Below are 20,314 nucleotides of genomic sequence, written 5' to 3'. Positions count from 1 at the left end.
TTTGGAACAAAGATATGATGTTATTGTTGTCGGTGCAGGTCATGCAGGTGTTGAAGCAGGTCTTGCTTCAGCTAGAAAAGGCGCAAAGACGTTAATGCTGACAATCAATTTAGATTCAGTTGCATTTATGCCATGTAACCCATCAGTTGGTGGACCTGCGAAAGGAATCGTTGTACGTGAAATTGATGCTTTAGGTGGCCAAATGGCGAAGACGATAGATAAAACGCATATTCAAATGCGTATGTTAAATACGGGTAAAGGTCCTGCAGTACGTGCATTACGTGCTCAAGCAGATAAAGTTCTTTACCAGCAGGAAATGAAAGATGTTATTGAGAATACAGATAACTTAGATATCATGCAAGGTATGGTGGAACGTTTAATCATTGAAGAGGGTAAAGTCAAAGGTGTCGAAACAATTATCGGTACGACGTATTATGCAGATGCCGTTGTCCTAACTACAGGTACATTCTTACGTGGCGAAATTATTCTTGGCAATATTAAATATTCTTCAGGTCCTAATCATCAAATGCCATCAATTACATTAGCAGATCACTTGCGTGAACTTGGATTTGATATTGTCCGTTTTAAAACGGGCACACCACCTCGTGTGAATGGTAATACAATTGATTATTCAAAAACTGAAATTCAACCTGGTGATGAAGTGCCACGTGCATTCAGTTATGAGACGACAGAATTTATATTAGATCAATTACCATGCTGGTTAACGTATACGAATGCAACGACACATAAAGTAATTGATGATAACCTGCATTTATCAGCGATGTATTCAGGTATGATTAAAGGGACAGGTCCACGTTATTGCCCATCGATTGAAGATAAATTCGTACGTTTCAATGATAAACCGCGTCATCAAATCTTTTTAGAGCCAGAAGGACGTAATACGAAAGAAGTATATGTACAAGGTTTATCTACAAGTTTACCAGAACATGTGCAGCTTCAAATGTTACAATCAATTCCTGGTCTTGAAAAAGCGGATATGATGCGTGCAGGATATGCGATTGAGTACGATGCAATCGTACCGACACAATTATGGCCAACACTCGAAACGAAGAAAATCGATGGTTTATTTACCGCGGGACAAATTAATGGAACAAGTGGATACGAAGAAGCGGCGGGACAAGGTTTAATGGCAGGTATAAATGCTGCTGCGAAAGTGTTAAATCATGAGCCGTTAATATTAGGGCGTCATGAAGCATACATCGGTGTGTTAATCGATGACTTAGTAACGAAAGGTACAAATGAACCATACCGTTTATTAACAAGTCGTGCCGAACATCGTTTATTATTACGTCATGATAACGCAGACTTACGTTTAACAGAAATCGGTAAAGAAATCGGATTGATTGATGATGCCCGTTATGCTAAATTTATTGCAAAGAAAGAAGCTATTTCCGAGGAAATAAACCGATTAACTAATATTCGAATTAAGCCGAATGAGCAAACGCAGGCAATGATTGCATCACGTGGAGGTACCGCATTAAAAGATGGTATTTTAGCAATTGACTTATTACGTCGTCCTGAAATGGATTATCATTCTGTTGCATCACTTATAGATAGCGAAATCACTGTGGACGAGGCGGTAGCTGAACAAGTCGAAATTCAAACGAAATACGAAGGCTACATTCAAAAGTCATTACAACAAGTTGAAAAAGTAAAACGTATGGAAAATAAAAAAATTCCAGAAAATATAGATTATGATGATATTCACTCATTAGCTACTGAAGCGCGTCAAAAATTAAAAGAAGTGAAACCATTGAGTATTGCGCAAGCCTCAAGAATTTCGGGTGTTAATCCAGCTGATATTTCAATCTTGTTAGTCTATATTGAGCAAGGAAAAATTAAAAGGGTGAACTAGATGAACGATATGCAATTTGTACAAAAACTAGAAGAAAAAGGCTTCACAGTCACTGAACAACAACGAAAACAATTTGCAATTTACTATGAAACTTTAGTAGAGTGGAATAAGCTAATGAATTTAACAGCAGTAACTGATAAAGAAGACGTTTATTTAAAACACTTTTTTGATTCAATTACACCAAGTTTTTATTTTGATTTTACCAAAGTAAAATCGATATGTGATGTTGGTGCAGGCGCTGGATTCCCAAGTATTCCATTAAAAATAATGTTTCCACATTTAGAAGTTACAATTGTAGATTCATTAAATAAACGAATTAACTTCTTAAATCACTTGAGTGCAGAACTTGATTTGACAAATGTACGGTTTATTCATGATCGAGCTGAAACATTTGGTAAGGGAGAATATCGTGAATCATTTGATGTGGTCACTGCGCGTGCGGTTGCCCGTTTATCAGTTTTAAGTGAGCTATGTTTACCACTTGTAAAAAAAGGTGGACATTTCATTGCCTTAAAAGGTGCCCAAGGTGAAATTGAGGTAGAAGAAGGTTTATTTGCGATTTCGATATTAGGTGGAGAAGTGATTGAGAATCATCCATTAACGTTACCGGAAGAAGATAGCATGCGTTATATATTAGATATCGAAAAGAAACGACAAACACCTAAAAAATATCCACGTAAACCGGGAACACCGAATAAAGAACCTTTATTAAAATAGAGGTTCAAATAGTATTTTGATGTGAAAGTGAGTCGATTGTTATGAAGAAACCTTTTTCTAAATTATTCGGATTGAAAGATAAAGAAGAAGATGTAGAATTACAGCGTCAAAACGGAAATGTGATTACAATACCAGTGGAACGTATTGTACCGAACAGATACCAACCAAGACAAATCTTTGATGAAGAAAAAATCAAAGAATTGGCAGAGTCAATTCGATCATATGGATTATTACAACCCATTGTCGTACGCGGTATCGAGGAAGGTATGTACGAAATTATTGCCGGGGAAAGAAGATTCCGCGCACTTAAATTTAACGGTACTGCAGAAACAGAAGTTATTGTGAAGCAAATGAATGATAAAGAGACAGCGGCCATTGCGCTCATTGAAAATATTCAACGTGAGAACTTGTCGGCTGTTGAAGAAGCTGAAGCTTACAAAAAGTTATTGGATTTAGACGGAATTACACAGCAAGATTTGGCGACGAGCTTAGGAAAAAGTCAGTCGTTTATTGCGAACAAACTTAGATTATTACGCTTATCTCAGCCAGTATTAGATGCACTAAGCAAACAACAAATTACTGAGCGACATGCACGTGCAATGCTCTCACTTGATGAAGCTGGACAAAAAGAAATGCTTAATATCATTAAAACGCAACAACTTAATGTTAAACAAACGGAAGAACGTGTGAAACGTATGTTGGGTGGAGAAGATGTTAAGCCAAAACGTATTGGATTTACACGTGATATTAAACTTGCATTCAATACAATTGGACAAAGTTTAAAAGCAGTTGAAAAAAGCGGTGTGAAAGTTAAACGTAAAGATACAGAATATGAAAATTTCTATGAAATCTCAATAAAAGTATTTAAAAAATAATTTTAATAATTAAAGTGGATGACTACAATCGTCCGCTTTTTTTCTGTCTGTGGATTGTCTGTGCAGAATACACGTAAAATTGTTATAATCGATACTATATGAAAAACATGACTAGGAGAGAATATAGATGACAAAAATATTGGCCGTCGCAAACCAAAAAGGTGGCGTAGGTAAGACAACAACATCAGTGAATTTAAGTGCGGCATTAGCAGAACTAGGAAAAAAAGTACTATTAGTGGATACTGATCCGCAAGGGAATGCTACAAGTGGTGTTGGTGTAGATAAGAACAATGTTGAAAATTCAGTGTATGACATGCTTGTTGAGGATGTAAATATCAACAAATGCGTGTTAGAAACTGCCGTTGAAAATTTATATATTATTCCTGCAAATATCGCTTTAGCAGGGGCTGAAATTGAGTTGGTTTCAGCAATGAGTAGAGAAGTGCGCCTAAAATATGCATTTAAAGAATTAGAGATTGATTTTGATTATATTATTATTGACTGCCCACCTTCATTAGGATTATTAACGATTAACTCGTTTACTGCTGCAAATGGCATTGTGATTCCAGTACAATGTGAGTATTATGCATTAGAAGGTTTAAGTCAGTTATTGAATACGATTCGTTTAGTGCAGCGTCACTTAAATCAATCACTTGAAATTGAAGGTGTGTTATTAACGATGTTAGATGCACGTACAAACCTTGGAAATGATGTGATTGCGGAAGTAAAAGAGCATTTCGGTGAAAAAGTGTATGAAACAATCATCCCTCGTAACGTGCGTTTATCTGAAGCGCCATCTCATGGACAACCTATCAATATTTACGATGCACGTTCAACAGGTGCGAAGACGTATAAGAGTTTAGCTGAGGAGGTTGTGAAACATGGCTAGAGGTTTAGGTAAAGGACTAGGAAGAGGTTTGGATGCATTATTTCAAGAGAATGGACAAGATGAGTTAGTAGAAGATATTAACCTTTCAGAATTACGTCCAAATCCATATCAACCGCGACATGAATTCGAAGAGAGTGCACTTAAAGAGCTGAGTGATTCTATAAAAATTCACGGTGTATTACAACCCATCATCGTGCGTAAATCAATAAAAGGCTATGATATTGTCGTAGGTGAACGACGCTATAGAGCAAGTAAATTAGCGGGGAAAGTAAAAATTCCTGCAATTGTGAAGCAACTTACCGATACACAAATGATGGAACTCGCGGTAATCGAGAACTTACAGCGTGAAGATTTAAATCCTCTGGAAGAAGCAAAGAGTTATCAATTCTTAATGGATAAATTAAAATTAACACAAGCTGAAACAGCCGATCGATTAGGTAAATCAAGACCATATATTGCAAATATGTTGCGTTTAATGAATTTACCACAGGCTGTTAAAGACTTAATCGACCAAAAGAAAATTACTGGTGGACACGGCCGTACGTTACTTGGATTAAAATCTGAAGCAGATATGATTAAAGTAGCTCATAAAGTCATTGCTGAATCGATGAGTGTGCGAGCATTAGAACAATATATCAAGACATACAATCAACCGGAAGAAAAGCAGAAGCAGGAAAAGAAAAAACCTGCGTTTCTTGTGAAACATGAAGAAAAATTAAAACGTCAGCTTGGAACGAAAGTAGAGATATCAAAATCTCGTAAAAAAGGGAAAATCGCGATTGAATTTACTTCGGAAGAGGAATTTAATCGTTTGATCGCATTATTAGAAAGTGCACAGTAGGTGAAGTTTCTTGAATGATATTATTAAAGAATTTAAACGTACATTTTTAGATACTGACATGTGGATGAATATTGCGACAAATATTGCGACAAATATTCTTTGGTCTATCATTCTCATAGTAATCGCAATGATTATTGTTAGAATCGTACATAAATTTATTGAGCAGTTTTTTAGAGTCCGAAGAAAAACAAGTTTATCGCAGTCAACGAAACGAGATACAACACTAATTAAATTACTGCAAAACATTGCGTCCTATGTGATTTGGTTTATTGTGATTACGACGATATTGAGTAACTTTGGTGTGAAGGTTGAAAGTATTATTGCCGGTGCCGGAATTGCCGGTGTTGCAATTGGTTTTGGGGCGCAAACACTTGTTAAGGATGTTATAACTGGATTTTTTATTATTTTTGAGAATCAGTTTGATGTTGGAGATTATGTTAGAATAAATACAACGGGAACAACAGTTGCTGAAGGAACCGTTCAATCGATTGGTTTACGTTCCACACGAATTAAATCTTTCACAGGAGAGCTGACAATTCTGCCGAATGGCACGATGAATGAAATTGTGAATTTCTCAGTCAATAATTCGATAGCGATATTTGATATTTCAGTTTCCAGTGAAGAGAACATTTCACGCGTTGAATCTGTATTACAGCCGTATTTATTAACATTACCCGAGAAATATGCTGAATTAGTAAAGGCACCAGAAATGTTAGGTGTTGAAATGGTAAGTGCAGGTGAAACAAAGATTAGAATATCAGCTGAAACACTGCCAAATAATCACGTGAAAGTATCAAGAATATTGCGTGGAGATATAAAGGAATTTTTGGATCAGAACGGTATTCATGTCCCAATGCCAAGAGTTGTTATGTATAATCAACCGAATAAGGGGGAGCATAATGCAAAATGAATATGATTTAAATTCAATCGTTGAAATGAAGAAGCCCCATGCATGTGGAGAAAAGCGATTCAAAGTCATTCGATTAGGTGCTGATATTCGTATAAAGTGTGAAGGTTGTGGACGTAGCATAATGCTACCACGCCAGGAATTTAACAAAAAAATTAAAAAGATAACGGCGCATGCCGAATAAGGAGAAATGAATATGGCTTTAACAGCAGGAATTGTAGGGTTACCAAACGTAGGGAAATCAACTTTATTTAATGCGATTACGAAAGCGGGCGCGCTTGCAGCGAACTATCCTTTCGCAACAATCGATCCAAACGTCGGCATTGTAGAAGTACCGGACGTTCGTTTAGATAAATTAACTGAACTTGTTACACCAAAGAAAACAGTACCGACAGCGTTTGAATTTACGGATATCGCAGGTATCGTTAAAGGTGCATCTAAAGGTGAAGGTTTAGGTAACAAGTTCTTATCTCACATCCGTGACGTTGATGCGATCTGTCAAGTTGTGCGTGCGTTTGAAGATGAGAATATTACGCACGTTTCAGGTAAAGTAAACCCAGTTGATGATATAGAAGTCATCAACATGGAATTAATCTTAGCAGACCTAGAGTCAGTTGAGAAGCGCTATGCACGTGTTCAAAAAATGGCGAAACAAAAAGATAAAGATGCGATGGCTGAAGAAGCAATCTTAGCGATTGTAAAAGAAGCTTTAGAAAATGAACGTCCGGCAAGAAGTATTGAATTCACTCCGGAACAAGAGAAGTTAGTAAAAGGAATGCATTTATTAACAGCAAAGCCGATGTTATACGTAGCCAACGTATCTGAAGATGATTTAGTTGCTGGAGAGGAAAACGAACACGTGAAAGCAATTAAAGCATATGCGGATAACGAAGGTTCTCAAGTGATTATCATTAGTGCGCGTATTGAAGAAGAGCTTGCATCTCTTGATGAAGAAGATAAAAAAGAATATTTAGCGGATTTAGGTATTGAAGAATCTGGGTTAGATAAGTTAATTAAAGCATCATATCATTTATTAGGTCTTGCAACATACTTTACTGCAGGTGTTCAGGAAGTGCGTGCGTGGACATTTAAACGCGGTATGACAGCTCCACAATGCGCGGGTATTATTCATACTGATTTTGAGCGTGGTTTTATCCGCGCTGAAACAGTAAGCTATGATGATTTAATTGAACATAATGGCATGAGTGCTGCGAAAGAAGCGGGACGTGTTCGATTAGAAGGTAAAGATTATATTATGCAGGACGGCGATGTCGTGCACTTTAGATTTAACGTATAATACGCCTTGAGGAGGATATGATGCAACCATTAAAGCGAATCATTTATTGTATCAAAGTGATTATTAAATCTGATGACAAAGTGAATCCAATGTACCATGTAACATATCATTACTTAGTTCAAGCAGTTTCAATATCTGAGCCTATAAAGCTGGATGATTCAATTTATAATAAAGTATCATTTCCTAAGACGGCGATTCGCTATTTAGATATCGTTGAAATTGACGAAATCGCGCCAGAAGATACGGACTATGCTGATTATTTGAGTTTATTTCAAAGTGGAGATATTCAAGTGTTTTACTCCAAAGATATCGTCACATATCAATTAAATGAGGTGCATCATTAATTATTAAAACAAATGATTGATGAAAAAAGTAAACTATGCTATAATTCTCTATTGTGAGTAATGAAAATTATTCCTTGCTTTATTTCATAATAAAGCCGCATAGACCATAAGGAGGTGTAAAAGATGAGAAAATACGAAATTATGTATGTCGTACGTCCGAATATCGAGGAAGATGCTAAGAAAGCTTTAATCGAGCGTTTCGAAGAGATTCTTACTTCTAACGGAGCGGAAATCATCGAATCAAAAGATTGGGGTAAACGTCGTTTAGCTTACGAAATCAACGATTTTAAAGAAGGTTTCTACCAAATCGTTAAAGTTAACTCTACAGACGTTGCAACAAACGAATTCGATCGTTTAGCTAAAATCAACGATGACATTATCCGTCATATCGTGATTCGCGAAGAAGAAAAATAAACCTAATATGTGGGGGCGATTTATTTGCTTAACCGAGTTGTATTAGTAGGTCGTTTAACTAAAGATCCAGAATACAGAGTCACACCATCAGGCGTGTCAGTAGCTACATTTACATTAGCAGTTAATCGCACATTCACAAATGCGCAAGGTGAAAGACAAGCTGATTTTATCAACTGTGTCGTTTTCCGTAAGCAAGCTGAGAATGTGAATAACTTCTTAAGCAAAGGTAGTTTAGCTGGGGTAGATGGCAGATTGCAATCACGTAGTTATGATAATCAGGAAGGCCGTAGAGTATATGTAACGGAAGTCATTTGTGATTCAGTGCAGTTCTTAGAACCGAAGAATGCAAATCAAGGCCGTTCAAATAATGATCCAAGTCAAGACTATTCAAGTTATGATCAAGGTAATTATGGACAACAAGCTCAAGGTCAGAATTATCAACCGAGCAATAACAATCAACAACAAACGAATACATCAGCACCTTCAACAAATCCATTTGCAAATGCAACTGGACCAATTGATATTAGTGATGATGATTTACCGTTCTAATAAAGAAATTTTGAAGTAAGGGAGGCAACAATCATGGCAGGTGGACCAAGAAGAGGCGGTCGTCGTCGTAAAAAGGTTTGTTATTTCACAGCAAACGGTATTACACAAATCGACTATAAAGAAGTAGAAATGCTTAAAAAATTCATTTCTGAGCGCGGAAAAATTTTACCACGTCGTGTAACAGGTACTTCAGCTAAATACCAACGTATGTTAACTGTAGCGATCAAACGTGCACGTCATATGGCATTATTACCATACGTAAAAGACGAGCAATAAGATATATAATGAGCCATAATCCAGGACGGATTATGGCTCATTTTTTTGTATTGATTTTAATTATACTTAAAAAAGTTAAGTGAGATTGAAATTAATAAAAAATTAATAAACATTAACAAAAGTTAAACAATAATTAAGTGTTAATTTACAATTTAAGTGTTGAAATTACTATAGAATGTAAATATAATAAAATTTGTAATTGTTAATATTTTTTATAATTACAAAATGTAAAGAGGGAGGATGACCGACATGAACAATTGGCTAAATACAAATTATTCATTTGAATTGAATCCATTTAACCGATTGATTTTGTACAAAATCTATCAAATCTTAGAGAAGATTGATCCAGTGAATGCTGAAATGCATCGATTACATCAGAAGATCGTTAGAGATGGTCTAGATAGTCAAAATCATATTCTATTAGAGGAATTAACCTCAGAATTTGATAAGATTCCTTCACATGTAAGCGAATTTGTTGAATCAGTAATTCGGATGTATGCGCATATGACAAAGTCATATAAGAAGCTCTCTAGAGATGAAATTAAAGTGTTAAAGGAGCATCCATTTTATTCATTTTTAGGTTTTAATTTAAATAAAGAAACGGATTATGAATTTTATGCACTTTTTTATTTGAATGAAATGCGCCATTATGAAGGTCAAATTGATTTGAAGTTGTTTAGAAGTTTAACAACGAAGCCGTTAGGATTAAAAGCTTATCAACGTATGTTAGACGTTTATGAACAATATAAAGTCGATTCTTATTTGTCATTTGAAGTACTTTGTAAAATATTAAATTAGCGATACATATAATATAATAGGCAGGGCTAAAAAGAACCTCAACTCAAATCAATAACGATTGATAGTTGGGGTTCTTAGTTTGATAAGGAGGCAATCCATTCAAAACAGCTTTTCCTTTTACATCTCACTGATCAGTGCTTCAATAATCTCTGGTTTGATTTGATTACACTGTATATATTTAACGCGATATATATGTTCAATTGCTGCTTTAGCAGTGGGATGATGAGATGTTTTTAAATATAAATTCATTGGTACTGCAGCGTCATTATGCAATCCAGGTTGATGATAATTCAAATTCGTTTTTACGAAATCAAATTTTTTATAGAATTTATCAAGTGGACTTTTTCCAGCATCATTTTTCTCGCACTCTAACATAATATGCTCTAATGTCGTTCCGTTGTTTTCGCAATGTTTTACCATCACTTCTTCGGCTTCAGCCATCAGTTTACGTGCCACTTGCTTACCACGTACTTCAGGATTAACAACAAGGTAAACGATATATCCGATACGGTAAGTGATTTCCAGATGGAAGGCAATAAATCCATAAAGCGTGTCATCTTCGTATGCTGCGATGAAGTGATAACGTTCTTCATCTTGTCTTTTAATATTAAAGGATTGTTCGAACACTTCTACGGGTTCACGAATTTCATAATCGAATTCTGATTGATATAAATCCATACACTTATGAAAATAATGGTCTGCTTCTGTGAGATGTAAAAATTTCATATGAGGACTCCATTTACATTATTTGATAATGTTATTGTATCACTACAACCCATATAAAAAAAGAAAAGCCCAATGGACTTTTCTTTATCATCACTAATTGATTAACGACGGTCAGTTAAATCGTTATCTAAACCATCACGACGGTGTGCATTTGTATCGTCGATTTCAACTTCTTCACGGCGTACTTCTTCTGAAACATGCTCAGTGTCAGTTACGCGATTTTTCTTAATTAATAACTCTTCAGCTACTACGTTTTCTTTTTCGATAGATACGCGTTCTTCTGTTAATGGTACACGAATCGTTTCTTCATCTAAATCGTTATCGAAATGACCATCGGCTACAGTTTCATTAACTTTACGACGTTCAATTGTCACTTCATCATGTGATACAGGTACATCAAATTCTTGACGCTCAGATACTACATTTTTATCGATTGTCACTTCACCAGATTGAACTACATCTTTGTTTACACGTAAACGTTCTTCATGTAATTTAATTTTTTCGTCATCTGAAATATCGTTACGCTCTCTTAAATCATTATCTAATAAGTTTAAACGCTCTTCTCTGCTTAAGTTGTTATATTCTTCATTACTATAGTTTTTCATATCTACTACTTCCTCTCCATTATTTAAATTATTTGTACGGTGTGTTGCTGCATAATCTGCATCTGTTTCATTTGCTGGGACACCAGTTGTATGTCCAGCTACTACATTACCTGTACGATATTCATTATCATGATGATTACCGTCATGATGTGCATCGTTATCTACATAAAGTAAGATTTGACCACTGTTAACTGCGTTATCGTACTCGACGCGTTCTGATTCAGATAAATTTAATTTATCGAATACTCTGTGTTGTGGATCTTCTCCAGTAAAGAATGCTGCCACTTTATCACCGAATGATCCTTCAGCATCTTTATACTGTACATCCGTGTAATCTAATGCTGAGCCTTCTAGTTTGTTTTTTGAAATGACATGTAAGTCATGCTCTGCAATACCTTGTGATTTAAGTTGGTCGATTCTACGTAATAAACTTTCTTCATTTAAAAATGTTTCTAAGTTTCTCATCTTCATCGTACCTCCAAGTTGTTTGTTTTGTACGTTTCTTGATGACTGTTGTTTTGTTGTTATGCTAAATAGATACCCGTGAGAATAAAGTGTAAACACAAAACATCAAAATAAAAATTCTGACTAGTAAAAATTCTGAATACATTTATATAGTAGAAAAGCATGATTTTTCGATGAAAAATTTTTAAAATTATTATTGTGTTTATTAAAAATTACGGGAATTGAGGTTATTTTTCTCGTATAAAAGACAAACAATTTAGAAAAATTAGTCATTTTAAGTTGTATGTATTTTCAATAAAATTGTATTGCTAATTCTCAATAACTTTGATATTATCTAAAAATATTATTAATAAGGACAACTCATATAAATTAAAGGATATGGCTTTAGCGTTTCTACCACATTACCGTAAATGATGTGACTATGAGTATTAAATTTGGCTATAACGATAGTCTTATTTTTTGCTCATCTTTTTTAGATGAGCTTTTTTCGTATATTTTTCGTATATTTTAACGTTTTTCTTGAGTTTATTTATTAATGAATTAATGAATAAACAAAATGAGAAAAATATGAAATAATAGATAGTAATAAATGATAATGGAGGAATTATAATGACGTGGGAAAACAAGTTTCAAAAAGAAGGCTTAACTTTTGATGATGTGCTATTAATACCAGCGGAATCAAGTGTATTACCAAATGAAGTTGATTTGAGTGTCGAATTATCAGAAAAGCTTAAATTGAATATTCCGATTCTATCAGCGGGTATGGATACCGTTACTGAGTCTAAGATGGCGATTGCTATGGCACGACAAGGTGGTTTAGGTGTTATTCATAAAAATATGAGTATTGAACAACAAGCCGATGAAGTTCAAAAAGTTAAACGTTCTGAAAATGGTGTCATTACGAATCCATTCTTCTTAACGCCTGAAGAACAAGTATTTGCAGCAGAACATTTAATGGGTAAATATCGTATTTCTGGTGTACCTATTGTTAATAATCCAGACGAAAAGAAATTAGTAGGAATTATTACGAACCGCGATCTTCGTTTTATTGAAGATTTCTCAATTAAGATCTCTGATGTAATGACAAGTAAAGATTTAGTTACAGCACCAGTAGGTACTACATTAGAACAAGCAGAAAAGATTTTACAGCAATATAAAATTGAAAAGTTACCGATTGTTGATGATGCAGGTATTTTAAAAGGATTAATCACAATTAAAGATATTGAGAAAGTGATTGAATTCCCGAATGCAGCTAAAGATGAACATGGTCGTTTATTAGTTGCAGCAGCAGTAGGTATCGCAAAAGATACTTTAGTCCGTGCAAAACAACTTGTTGAAGCAGGAACAGATGCATTAGTAATTGATACAGCGCATGGTCATTCTAAAGGTGTATTAGATATGGTAAAAGCATTAAAAGAAAATTTCCCAGAAGTCACTTTAATTGCTGGTAACGTAGCAACTGCGAGTGGTACGAAAGCCTTAATTGAAGCAGGTGCTGATGTCGTGAAAGTAGGTATTGGTCCAGGTTCTATCTGTACAACACGTGTAGTAGCAGGTGTAGGTGTGCCTCAAATTACTGCGATTTATGATGCAGCAACAGAAGCGAAGAAACATGGTAAAGCAATTATTGCTGATGGTGGTATTAAATTCTCTGGTGATATTATTAAAGCTTTAGCAGCTGGTGGACATGCAGTTATGTTAGGTTCATTACTTGCGGGTACAACAGAATCTCCAGGAGAAACTGAAATCTTCCAAGGTAGACAATATAAAGTTTACCGTGGTATGGGATCGCTTGGTGCAATGGAACAAGGTTCGAAAGATCGTTATTTCCAGGATGATAAAGATTCTAAAAAGTTTGTTCCAGAAGGTATTGAAGGACGTATCGCATTTAAAGGTGCATTACAAGATACAGTTTATCAACTCCTTGGTGGCGTAAGAAGCGGTATGGGTTATACAGGATCTAAAGATTTAGCAACTTTACGTGAAGAAGCACAATTTATTAGAATGACAGGTGCTGGATTAGTAGAAAGTCACCCACATGACGTACAAATTACGAAAGAATCACCGAACTATTCACTATAATCAATCATACTAAAGGAGAACTTCACTTATGGAAATGGCATTAGAACAAGAGTTAATTCTTGTATTGGACTTTGGTAGTCAATATAACCAGTTAATTACACGTCGTATTCGTGAAATGGGCGTGTATTCAGAATTACATGATCATGAGATTTCAATCGAAGAGATTAAGAAGATGAATCCAAAAGGTATTATTTTATCTGGAGGACCAAATTCAGTTTACGAAGAAGGTTCATTTACAGTAAATCCTGAAATCTTTAACTTAGGTGTACCGGTACTTGGAATCTGCTATGGTATGCAGTTAATGACGAAATTACTAGGTGGAACAGTTGAACGTGCAAATGAACGTGAATACGGGAAAGCAGTGATTAATGCACAAACGCATTCATTATTCACGAAATTACCTGAAGAACAAACGGTGTGGATGAGTCATAGCGATAAAGTAATTACAATTCCTGAAGGATTTGAAGTGATTGCGCATTCTCCAAGCTGTCAATACGCAGCAATTGAAAATAAAGAAAGACAATTATTTGGTGTTCAATTCCATCCGGAAGTACGTCACTCTGAGTATGGAAATGATTTATTACGTAATTTTATTCGAGAAATTTGTAAGTGTACAGGCGAATGGACGATGGAAAATTTCATTGAAATCGAAATCGAAAAGATTCGTGAACAAGTAGGTGACAAGAAAGTATTATGTGCGATGAGTGGTGGAGTAGATTCATCAGTTGTTGCAGTACTTCTTCATAAAGCGATTGGTGATCAGTTGACATGTATCTTCGTTGATCATGGTTTATTACGTAAAGGTGAAGGCGACATGGTAATGAAGCAGTTCGGTGAAGGATTTAACATGAATATTATTCGTGTTGATGCGAAAGAACGTTTCATGAGTAAGTTAGCAGGTGTATCTGATCCGGAACAAAAACGTAAAATTATTGGTAATGAATTTGTATATGTGTTTGATGATGAAGCATCTAAATTAGAAGGTGTGGACTTCTTAGCACAAGGTACGTTGTATACTGATATTATTGAATCAGGTACGAAGACAGCACAAACAATTAAATCACATCACAATGTTGGTGGATTACCAGAAGACATGCAGTTTGAGTTAATTGAACCAATTAATACATTATTCAAAGATGAAGTCCGTGCGTTAGGTGTAGAATTAGGTATTCCTGAGCATTTAGTATGGCGTCAACCATTCCCAGGTCCAGGACTTGGAATTCGTGTGTTAGGTGAGATTACAGAAGAGAAGTTAGAGATTGTGCGTGAATCAGATGCGATCTTACGTGAAGTGATTGCAGAAGCGGGATTAGAACGCGATATCTGGCAATACTTCACTGTATTACCTGACATTCGTTCAGTCGGTGTTATGGGAGATTACAGAACATATGACTATACAATCGGTGTGCGTGCAGTAACGAGTATCGATGGTATGACAAGCGACTTCGCAAGAATTGACTGGGAAGTATTACAGAAAGTATCAAGTAGAATCGTCAACGAAGTACAACACGTTAACCGCGTAGTGTATGACATTACATCTAAGCCACCAAGCACGATAGAGTGGGAATAGAAGTATAAAAACAAGAAACCCTTTAACCGCAATGGTTAGAGGGTTATTTTTATGTTTATTAGATTAAAAAATGGGCAGAAAATGGGCGGAGTGTGAGACTAATGATTCTGATTTTTGAGAATGTGATGCCTTTTCATATAAAGAATATCTAAAGTATTGTGAAATTCTTTCTTCTTTGCTACAAAAAACATATCGCTTTCATTTATATCCTTTTCTAAATAAGAATTTAAATCTTGAAACAATTGATATAATTTACTAAGTTGAGTTATGGTATTAGTAATTTCTTTTTGAAATTCAGGAGATAATAAATAGAAGTCAGTCGTGAGTCTGAAGTTTTTTAGTTCATCGATATTATCTTTAAAATCTTTTAAAAGAGATTCTTGTACATATTCATATTCTATTTCTCTAAAAGTAGGATTTAGATTTAAATTAAACTTTTCTTCATTTATTGGAAATCCAAAATCGAATGGTCTAATTTTGTTAATAGAAGACATAGATTCAGAGAACAAATCTTCAGTTAAAAATTTAGCTCTCTTTAAAGCTATTTTATTTTGTTCATCAATAATCATCTGAGAAGCTTTTAACGTATACTCACCTGACAATTTAGCTCCTAAATATGCCCCTAAGAAAGTTGTGAAAAGACCTATAAAGGCTATCATCAAGGAATAAGCTTCTAAGCTTTTTGCATCAACTATAATATTCATTGCACTTCCAAAGGAAAAAATTAAAATAATAGATATACAAATAGAAAAAATTATCATCAAATAAAAATAAAATTTATCTCTCAAAATTCTCTCACCGCTTCTAATTTACTCATCATGTCTTTATCCATCTGTTCAGTAACATGACTGTATATTTGTAAAGTTGTTTTATGATCTGTATGTCCTACACGTTCCATAATGGCTTTAAGTGACACACCTAACTGACTTAGTAATGATATATGGCTATGTCTTAGTGTATGAGTTGTAACATGCTTTGTAATGATTGGTTTACCGTCTTTATCCTTTATGCCCTCAACGGCTAGTTTTATATTGCGATTTACTGATGATAGAGCCATAGGGTTACCATAATGATTTGTAAATATAAACCCTCTATCGTTGTAATTGCTATCCCACTGCTTAGCCTTCTTATTCTCTAACATAGCTTTACGCAATATATCCATACTTCTTGTAGTGAGTGATATTGTTCTATATGACGCTTCCGTTTTAGTCGTATCTTTCACACCATAACCGCTTCCATCTGCTTCATCTATCCAGTGTATTGTTCCATCTATTTCTAAAGTAGCTTTATCAAAATCTATATTGTCCGGTTGAATGGCTAAACATTCACTGTATATTTGTAATGTTGTTTTATGATCAGTGTGGCCAACACGTTCCATAATCGCTTTAAGAGACACACCTAATTGTCTAAGTAGTGATATGTGGCTATGTCTTAGCGTGTGTGTAGTTACGTGCTTTGTAATGATTTGTTTACCATCTTTATCTTTAATCAAGCTTACAGCCATCCTATATAATTTAAGAAATGAGTCTCTTATCACTTTAGATGACAAACCGTTAAATTCTTTTTTCTTAGCTGTAATGTAATCTTCCGTGTCATTAATGTTGTTACCAATGGTTTATTTCAGCATCATTTTGTTGACTAAACTTACCAAAACCAGGTTCCAGATACTTTACAACTACGTACTGCATCATTAACACACTCATTCGATTGTTCAGCTTGTCTTTTTCTTCTAAAGGCTACCTCTCTAGCAACTTCTCCTACTTTTCCTTCACAATATTCTTCTAATAAAGAGCGTACATTCATAAATTCGCTAATACATTCTTCTATTCTGCCTTCTATACCTTTAATGCTTTGAACTTCAACATCAACATGATGCGACATTTCCTGTTCCATTTCTTTCTTTAGATTCATGAGTAATAGTATTTCATTGTCTCGTCTTTCTTGTTCTTCTAAATAATCTGAAACTGATTCTGATATACTCATTCAAATTACCCCTCAAATATTTTATATAATTCCCCTAATTCTTTATCTCTAGACTCCATTTTATAGTCTGCATACATGAGTTGCTGTGCGAATACAGTAGTTTCTTTTTTTAATCTATGCAACTCGTTTAGCGCATTATCAAAGTATTCATCGTTATAAAATTTGTATTTACCTGATACTGATATTTCTTGCATATGATCTGAAATTTCTATCGATTTAATGTATTTATAGTTGCCTGAATCAATTTTATCCATATATTTTTGTTCAATACGTCTCGCAAGTTTTTCAGTTTCATCCTTATAGTCTTCTAATTTATTGATTGCTTCGTCAACGAATTCAACTGCATTGGTTAACTTATCCGCGATTTTTTGCATTTCATACATGTCCATTTTGATATGAACGCTATCACCATTAAATGAAAATTCCTGAATGAAATGTCCAGTAATAGGATTTATTTTACTTAAAAAACTATCACTTTTGATATCTTTAGCATAAATTTGTGTGCCTATACGTTCGGCAAACAAATTAGAATTACCTATCAAATCCGTACGGTGTATATAATTATAAAACTTGCCATCATATTTTTCAGAACGATAATTTTCTTTTATATCAGTTGGAAGTAAGTCAAATGTATTCGGAGCTGAAAACACACGTGCATGATCAAAGTTATACATTACAGCATTTAACAATGCCAATCCACCACCAAGACTATGTCCGGCACCATATACATGCTTTGGCTTCTGTTTTTCAATCAATGCACCAGTGAAAATGTAGGATTCTTTACTTTGAGAAATCGGGTTTGTTAGTATACCTGATGGGACATATGCATCGCTACCAATGATAGTGTGATTTAAATTGCCATAGTCTGCAAGCTCTTCTTTTGTTGGTTTATTTCGTAAGCCGCCGCCTATTTTGGCAAATGCAATTTGTGCATCTTCCGTTAAATCGGCACCATAATCAGCTTTCGGATCTGTTCCGGCATACACAATATATAATTCATCAGTATTGACTTTACCATCAGGTCCTAATGGAGTTAGTCCTGCCATTTTTAATCCATTGAATTTATTTTGGCGGAAGGCAATAATATTAAAAGTCATTTCATAATCTTCTGAATATGCAACAGTCAGAGTTTTTTGGTCACTCATAATTGTATAAGCTTCTTTTGCTAATTTACGATATGTAGTATCCTTATTATATAGCTTATTCATAAATCACCTCGAATAGGAGTTAAGATTATGTCCAAAAAGCAAATTTTTAGCGTTATTTTCATTATATGCTTAATTATAGGAGGTGTCTATTTCAGAATGAATCATGACGTACATAAGAAGGAGAAGGAAATTTATTATAATGAACAAAAAAAGCGTATTACACTTTATCTAAAATATAATACAAAAGAACCTAATTCTATTAAGTCTGTTGAATTTACTAAAGTAGATGTAGGTCCAATGGGTGATGTGGTTTTTGATGGCTATATTAATAGCAATAAAGTTCATAATTTTGTTGCTTTTGCATCGCCCGAAGACAAGTTTCAATTTATAGGGGACATGACGAGAAGTCCCGAAGTAGAAAGATTACTAAAACCTGCTCACAATAGGAAATCCCCAAAAGAAATTAAAAAAGAATTAGAAAATTAATATCCAAACCTTTGACCAAAGCCAAACTACGTAAAATTGAGTTTGGTTTTTTTGATATATTACCATATAGTAGTTTTTTTAATCACACGATTTCAAGTTTTCTCGCTCACATTACTAGTCTTATTTGTTATATAATGGTCTCAAAACTAGCATATTCAATTAGGAGTAGTTACAATGACCAAAAAGAGAATTTTAGCTTTGATAATTGTCATTTTAAGCGCTTTTATTATTGTTGGTGGTGTCTATTTCAAAATAAAACATGATGAACGAGAAAAAGACAAAGAAGTTTATATTAAAGGACAAAAAGAACGGATTACACTTTATCTTAAGCATAATACAAAAGAACCTAATACAATTAAGACTGTAGAGTTTACAAAAGTTGAGATGGGGCCTATGGGTGATTATGTATTTGATGGATATATAAATGGTAACAAAGAAGATGAGTTTGTCGCATATTTAAGGATTTTTCGTTTTTATAATCTTTTAATCGATAAGATTCTTCAGTAATTTTAAATACTTTAGAATCTGGATTATTTATGGATTCCTATACACCAAGGAATTGGATTGTATCCTTAGATATTATTCAAGCTTTTATAACCTCAATCAAGTAATGTAATACCCACCCTTTAAATCGATTCCTATCTATTCAAAAAGTAATATATAATTATAGCAATAATAAAGCCCCAAACTAGAAAACCAACTATTTTTTCACGCTTATTTGTCTTACTAATTGTTATCGTTTTTTTCATTTCATTACCTCCATAAATAAATCTACCCTACATAACTCTAAACATTATAACTAAAAGGGTCTTATTATTTTTAGTATATAATATATACGATAAATGTAAAAGTAACATTGATAATAAACTGTGTAATGTTTTAACACCCTCTAAATCAGGTATAGAATTAATATAACCCGTTTCAAACAGCCACAGCGTAAATACTAATGAGGAGTGATTGAAATGAATGGTATTTTTAAAGTGATTGGTGCTTCAGCAATTGCATATGGTACTGTATTATGCGCAGAAGCGATTAGTGAGATTGCAACTGATATTATTGAAGAATAATAAAACTGAATATAAAGTTTAACGATGAGCCGATGTGCTCATCTTTTTTTATAAATTTTTTTCTTTTGAAATCCCTGATATTATTAGCTTTTATTAAACGAAAAGACTAATTAATCAAAAAATTCTGATTTAACTGTTGACTTTTGTTTTTAAAGATAGTAATCTCTTAAATAACAAATTACACAATGAAATATTACAAATTCACAGTAATAAGGAAAGTAAATCATACCCTGCATTCACAGAGAGTTTCCGTTTGCTGAAAGGAAATAATGAAAGCATGATTGAAAATGGCCTTTGAGTGGTGATGCCGATATTTAGGCGTCAACGGGTTCGCCCGTTATAGCGATACAGTATTAAAGTTTATTTAACTGCGTACTGGAAGAGGTCGCTATAGTGATA

At 34.3% G+C, this 20,314-nt stretch carries 21 protein-coding genes, 3 pseudogenes, 1 riboswitch and 1 other annotated feature (1 of these 26 cut by a window edge); of the genes and pseudogenes, 17 read left to right on the top strand and 7 right to left on the bottom strand.

Annotated elements, in window-relative coordinates; all coding sequences use genetic code 11:
- The first annotated feature begins 1 nt into the window (after position 1).
- From mnmG to OCL94_RS09175, 13 genes are all read left to right on the top strand, one after another.
- Positions 2–1,876: a tRNA uridine-5-carboxymethylaminomethyl(34) synthesis enzyme MnmG gene (gene mnmG, locus OCL94_RS09235; protein ID WP_262996635.1), complete on the top strand. Its 1,875-nt coding sequence runs from the start codon at positions 2–4 to the stop codon at positions 1,874–1,876.
- On the top strand, positions 1,877–2,593 hold the full coding sequence (gene rsmG, locus OCL94_RS09230; RefSeq protein WP_262996634.1) for a 16S rRNA (guanine(527)-N(7))-methyltransferase RsmG: 717 nt from the start codon (positions 1,877–1,879) through the stop codon (positions 2,591–2,593).
- 41 nt (positions 2,594–2,634) lie between these two features.
- Positions 2,635–3,468: a nucleoid occlusion protein gene (gene noc / locus OCL94_RS09225; RefSeq protein WP_262996633.1), complete on the top strand. Its 834-nt coding sequence runs from the start codon at positions 2,635–2,637 to the stop codon at positions 3,466–3,468.
- A 127-nt stretch (positions 3,469–3,595) separates the two neighbouring features.
- Positions 3,596–4,357, top strand: a complete 762-nt coding sequence (locus OCL94_RS09220; protein WP_262996632.1) for a ParA family protein — start codon at positions 3,596–3,598, stop codon at positions 4,355–4,357.
- Entirely contained in the window at positions 4,350–5,198 is an 849-nt protein-coding gene (locus OCL94_RS09215; RefSeq protein WP_262996631.1) for a ParB/RepB/Spo0J family partition protein, read from the top strand. The genes OCL94_RS09220 and OCL94_RS09215 overlap by 8 nt, the downstream gene beginning before the upstream one ends.
- A 10-nt stretch (positions 5,199–5,208) precedes the next feature.
- Positions 5,209–6,108 carry a mechanosensitive ion channel family protein gene (locus OCL94_RS09210; RefSeq protein ID WP_262996630.1) on the top strand — a complete coding sequence of 300 codons (900 nt, stop codon included), beginning with the start codon at positions 5,209–5,211 and terminating at the stop codon, positions 6,106–6,108.
- Positions 6,098–6,289, top strand: a complete 192-nt coding sequence (locus OCL94_RS09205; protein ID WP_262996629.1) for a DUF951 domain-containing protein — start codon at positions 6,098–6,100, stop codon at positions 6,287–6,289. The genes OCL94_RS09210 and OCL94_RS09205 overlap by 11 nt, the downstream gene beginning before the upstream one ends.
- Positions 6,290–6,301: 12 nt before the next feature.
- Complete coding sequence (gene ychF / locus OCL94_RS09200; protein ID WP_262996628.1) at positions 6,302–7,402, top strand: redox-regulated ATPase YchF; 1,101 nt, start codon at positions 6,302–6,304, stop codon at positions 7,400–7,402.
- A 17-nt stretch (positions 7,403–7,419) separates the two neighbouring features.
- Positions 7,420–7,746 (top strand): hypothetical protein, encoded by a 327-nt coding sequence (locus OCL94_RS09195; protein WP_262996627.1) that lies wholly within the window; start codon positions 7,420–7,422, stop codon positions 7,744–7,746.
- A gap of 123 nt (positions 7,747–7,869) precedes the next feature.
- Positions 7,870–8,160, top strand: coding sequence for a 30S ribosomal protein S6 (rpsF, locus tag OCL94_RS09190; RefSeq protein WP_262996626.1), 291 nt, complete (start codon positions 7,870–7,872; stop codon positions 8,158–8,160).
- A 24-nt stretch (positions 8,161–8,184) separates the two neighbouring features.
- Positions 8,185–8,709: a single-stranded DNA-binding protein gene (gene ssb, locus OCL94_RS09185; RefSeq protein ID WP_262996625.1), complete on the top strand. Its 525-nt coding sequence runs from the start codon at positions 8,185–8,187 to the stop codon at positions 8,707–8,709.
- A 33-nt stretch (positions 8,710–8,742) separates the two neighbouring features.
- Positions 8,743–8,985: a 30S ribosomal protein S18 gene (rpsR, locus tag OCL94_RS09180; RefSeq protein WP_262996624.1), complete on the top strand. Its 243-nt coding sequence runs from the start codon at positions 8,743–8,745 to the stop codon at positions 8,983–8,985.
- Between the two features lie 249 nt (positions 8,986–9,234).
- Positions 9,235–9,783, top strand: a complete 549-nt coding sequence (locus OCL94_RS09175) for a YfbU family protein (RefSeq protein WP_262996623.1) — start codon at positions 9,235–9,237, stop codon at positions 9,781–9,783.
- 117 nt (positions 9,784–9,900) lie between these two features.
- Here the strand turns inward: OCL94_RS09175 and OCL94_RS09170 are convergent, their stop codons facing one another.
- Together OCL94_RS09170 and OCL94_RS09165 are read right to left on the bottom strand one after the other, a co-directional pair.
- Entirely contained in the window at positions 9,901–10,509 is a 609-nt protein-coding gene (locus OCL94_RS09170) for a GNAT family N-acetyltransferase (protein WP_262996622.1), read from the bottom strand.
- Between the two features lie 101 nt (positions 10,510–10,610).
- Entirely contained in the window at positions 10,611–11,585 is a 975-nt protein-coding gene (locus tag OCL94_RS09165; protein WP_262996621.1) for a DUF2382 domain-containing protein, read from the bottom strand.
- A gap of 334 nt (positions 11,586–11,919) precedes the next feature.
- A riboswitch (purine riboswitch) is annotated at positions 11,920–12,021 on the top strand.
- 167 nt (positions 12,022–12,188) lie between these two features.
- On the opposite strand from OCL94_RS09165, the gene guaB reads away from it, so the two are divergent.
- Both guaB and guaA read left to right on the top strand, forming a co-directional pair.
- On the top strand, positions 12,189–13,661 hold the full coding sequence (guaB, locus tag OCL94_RS09160; protein ID WP_262996620.1) for an IMP dehydrogenase: 1,473 nt from the start codon (positions 12,189–12,191) through the stop codon (positions 13,659–13,661).
- Positions 13,662–13,689: 28 nt separating this feature from the next.
- Positions 13,690–15,231, top strand: a complete 1,542-nt coding sequence (gene guaA, locus OCL94_RS09155; protein ID WP_262996619.1) for a glutamine-hydrolyzing GMP synthase — start codon at positions 13,690–13,692, stop codon at positions 15,229–15,231.
- A gap of 98 nt (positions 15,232–15,329) precedes the next feature.
- Here guaA and OCL94_RS09150 read toward each other — a convergent pair whose 3' ends face one another.
- From OCL94_RS09150 to OCL94_RS09130, 5 genes and pseudogenes are all read right to left on the bottom strand, one after another.
- Positions 15,330–16,019: a hypothetical protein gene (locus OCL94_RS09150; protein ID WP_262996618.1), complete on the bottom strand. Its 690-nt coding sequence runs from the start codon at positions 16,017–16,019 to the stop codon at positions 15,330–15,332.
- A pseudogene (locus tag OCL94_RS09145) lies at positions 16,016–16,558 on the bottom strand (site-specific integrase); the annotation flags it as partial. The pseudogene OCL94_RS09145 and the gene OCL94_RS09150, both read right to left, overlap by 4 nt.
- Positions 16,559–16,768, bottom strand: a pseudogene (locus OCL94_RS09140) (tyrosine-type recombinase/integrase); the annotation flags it as partial.
- A 107-nt stretch (positions 16,769–16,875) separates the two neighbouring features.
- Positions 16,876–17,214, bottom strand: a complete 339-nt coding sequence (locus OCL94_RS09135) for a hypothetical protein (protein WP_262996617.1) — start codon at positions 17,212–17,214, stop codon at positions 16,876–16,878.
- Between the two features lie 5 nt (positions 17,215–17,219).
- Complete coding sequence (locus OCL94_RS09130) at positions 17,220–18,422, bottom strand: alpha/beta hydrolase family protein (RefSeq protein ID WP_262996616.1); 1,203 nt, start codon at positions 18,420–18,422, stop codon at positions 17,220–17,222.
- Between the two features lie 27 nt (positions 18,423–18,449).
- Between OCL94_RS09130 and OCL94_RS09125 the strand changes: the two genes are divergently transcribed.
- Positions 18,450–18,848, top strand: a complete 399-nt coding sequence (locus OCL94_RS09125; RefSeq protein ID WP_262996615.1) for a DUF1433 domain-containing protein — start codon at positions 18,450–18,452, stop codon at positions 18,846–18,848.
- Positions 18,849–19,022: 174 nt separating this feature from the next.
- A pseudogene (locus OCL94_RS09120) lies at positions 19,023–19,304 on the top strand (DUF1433 domain-containing protein); the annotation flags it as partial.
- A gap of 808 nt (positions 19,305–20,112) precedes the next feature.
- Positions 20,113–20,314, top strand: a binding site (T-box leader); it runs 47 nt beyond the window's last position.

Origin of the sequence: Macrococcus capreoli (genome assembly GCF_025628935.1) — a bacterium.
Taxonomy (GTDB): domain Bacteria; phylum Bacillota; class Bacilli; order Staphylococcales; family Staphylococcaceae; genus Macrococcoides; species Macrococcoides capreoli.
Note: the sequence above shows the minus strand (reverse complement) of the source record. Positions and strands in the feature narration are given on the sequence as shown.

Coding starts and splice junctions, on each gene's coding strand:
- rsmG (WP_262996634.1), top strand. CDS start 1,877: ATGAACGATATGCAATTTGTACAAAAACTAGAAGAAAAAGGCTTCACA.
- noc (WP_262996633.1), top strand. CDS start 2,635: ATGAAGAAACCTTTTTCTAAATTATTCGGATTGAAAGATAAAGAAGAA.
- OCL94_RS09220 (WP_262996632.1), top strand. CDS start 3,596: ATGACAAAAATATTGGCCGTCGCAAACCAAAAAGGTGGCGTAGGTAAG.
- OCL94_RS09215 (WP_262996631.1), top strand. CDS start 4,350: ATGGCTAGAGGTTTAGGTAAAGGACTAGGAAGAGGTTTGGATGCATTA.
- OCL94_RS09205 (WP_262996629.1), top strand. CDS start 6,098: ATGCAAAATGAATATGATTTAAATTCAATCGTTGAAATGAAGAAGCCC.
- ychF (WP_262996628.1), top strand. CDS start 6,302: ATGGCTTTAACAGCAGGAATTGTAGGGTTACCAAACGTAGGGAAATCA.
- OCL94_RS09195 (WP_262996627.1), top strand. CDS start 7,420: ATGATGCAACCATTAAAGCGAATCATTTATTGTATCAAAGTGATTATT.
- rpsF (WP_262996626.1), top strand. CDS start 7,870: ATGAGAAAATACGAAATTATGTATGTCGTACGTCCGAATATCGAGGAA.
- rpsR (WP_262996624.1), top strand. CDS start 8,743: ATGGCAGGTGGACCAAGAAGAGGCGGTCGTCGTCGTAAAAAGGTTTGT.
- OCL94_RS09175 (WP_262996623.1), top strand. CDS start 9,235: ATGAACAATTGGCTAAATACAAATTATTCATTTGAATTGAATCCATTT.
- OCL94_RS09170 (WP_262996622.1), bottom strand. CDS start 10,509: ATGAAATTTTTACATCTCACAGAAGCAGACCATTATTTTCATAAGTGT.
- OCL94_RS09165 (WP_262996621.1), bottom strand. CDS start 11,585: ATGAAGATGAGAAACTTAGAAACATTTTTAAATGAAGAAAGTTTATTA.
- guaB (WP_262996620.1), top strand. CDS start 12,189: ATGACGTGGGAAAACAAGTTTCAAAAAGAAGGCTTAACTTTTGATGAT.
- guaA (WP_262996619.1), top strand. CDS start 13,690: ATGGAAATGGCATTAGAACAAGAGTTAATTCTTGTATTGGACTTTGGT.
- OCL94_RS09135 (WP_262996617.1), bottom strand. CDS start 17,214: ATGAGTATATCAGAATCAGTTTCAGATTATTTAGAAGAACAAGAAAGA.
- OCL94_RS09130 (WP_262996616.1), bottom strand. CDS start 18,422: ATGAATAAGCTATATAATAAGGATACTACATATCGTAAATTAGCAAAA.
- OCL94_RS09125 (WP_262996615.1), top strand. CDS start 18,450: ATGTCCAAAAAGCAAATTTTTAGCGTTATTTTCATTATATGCTTAATT.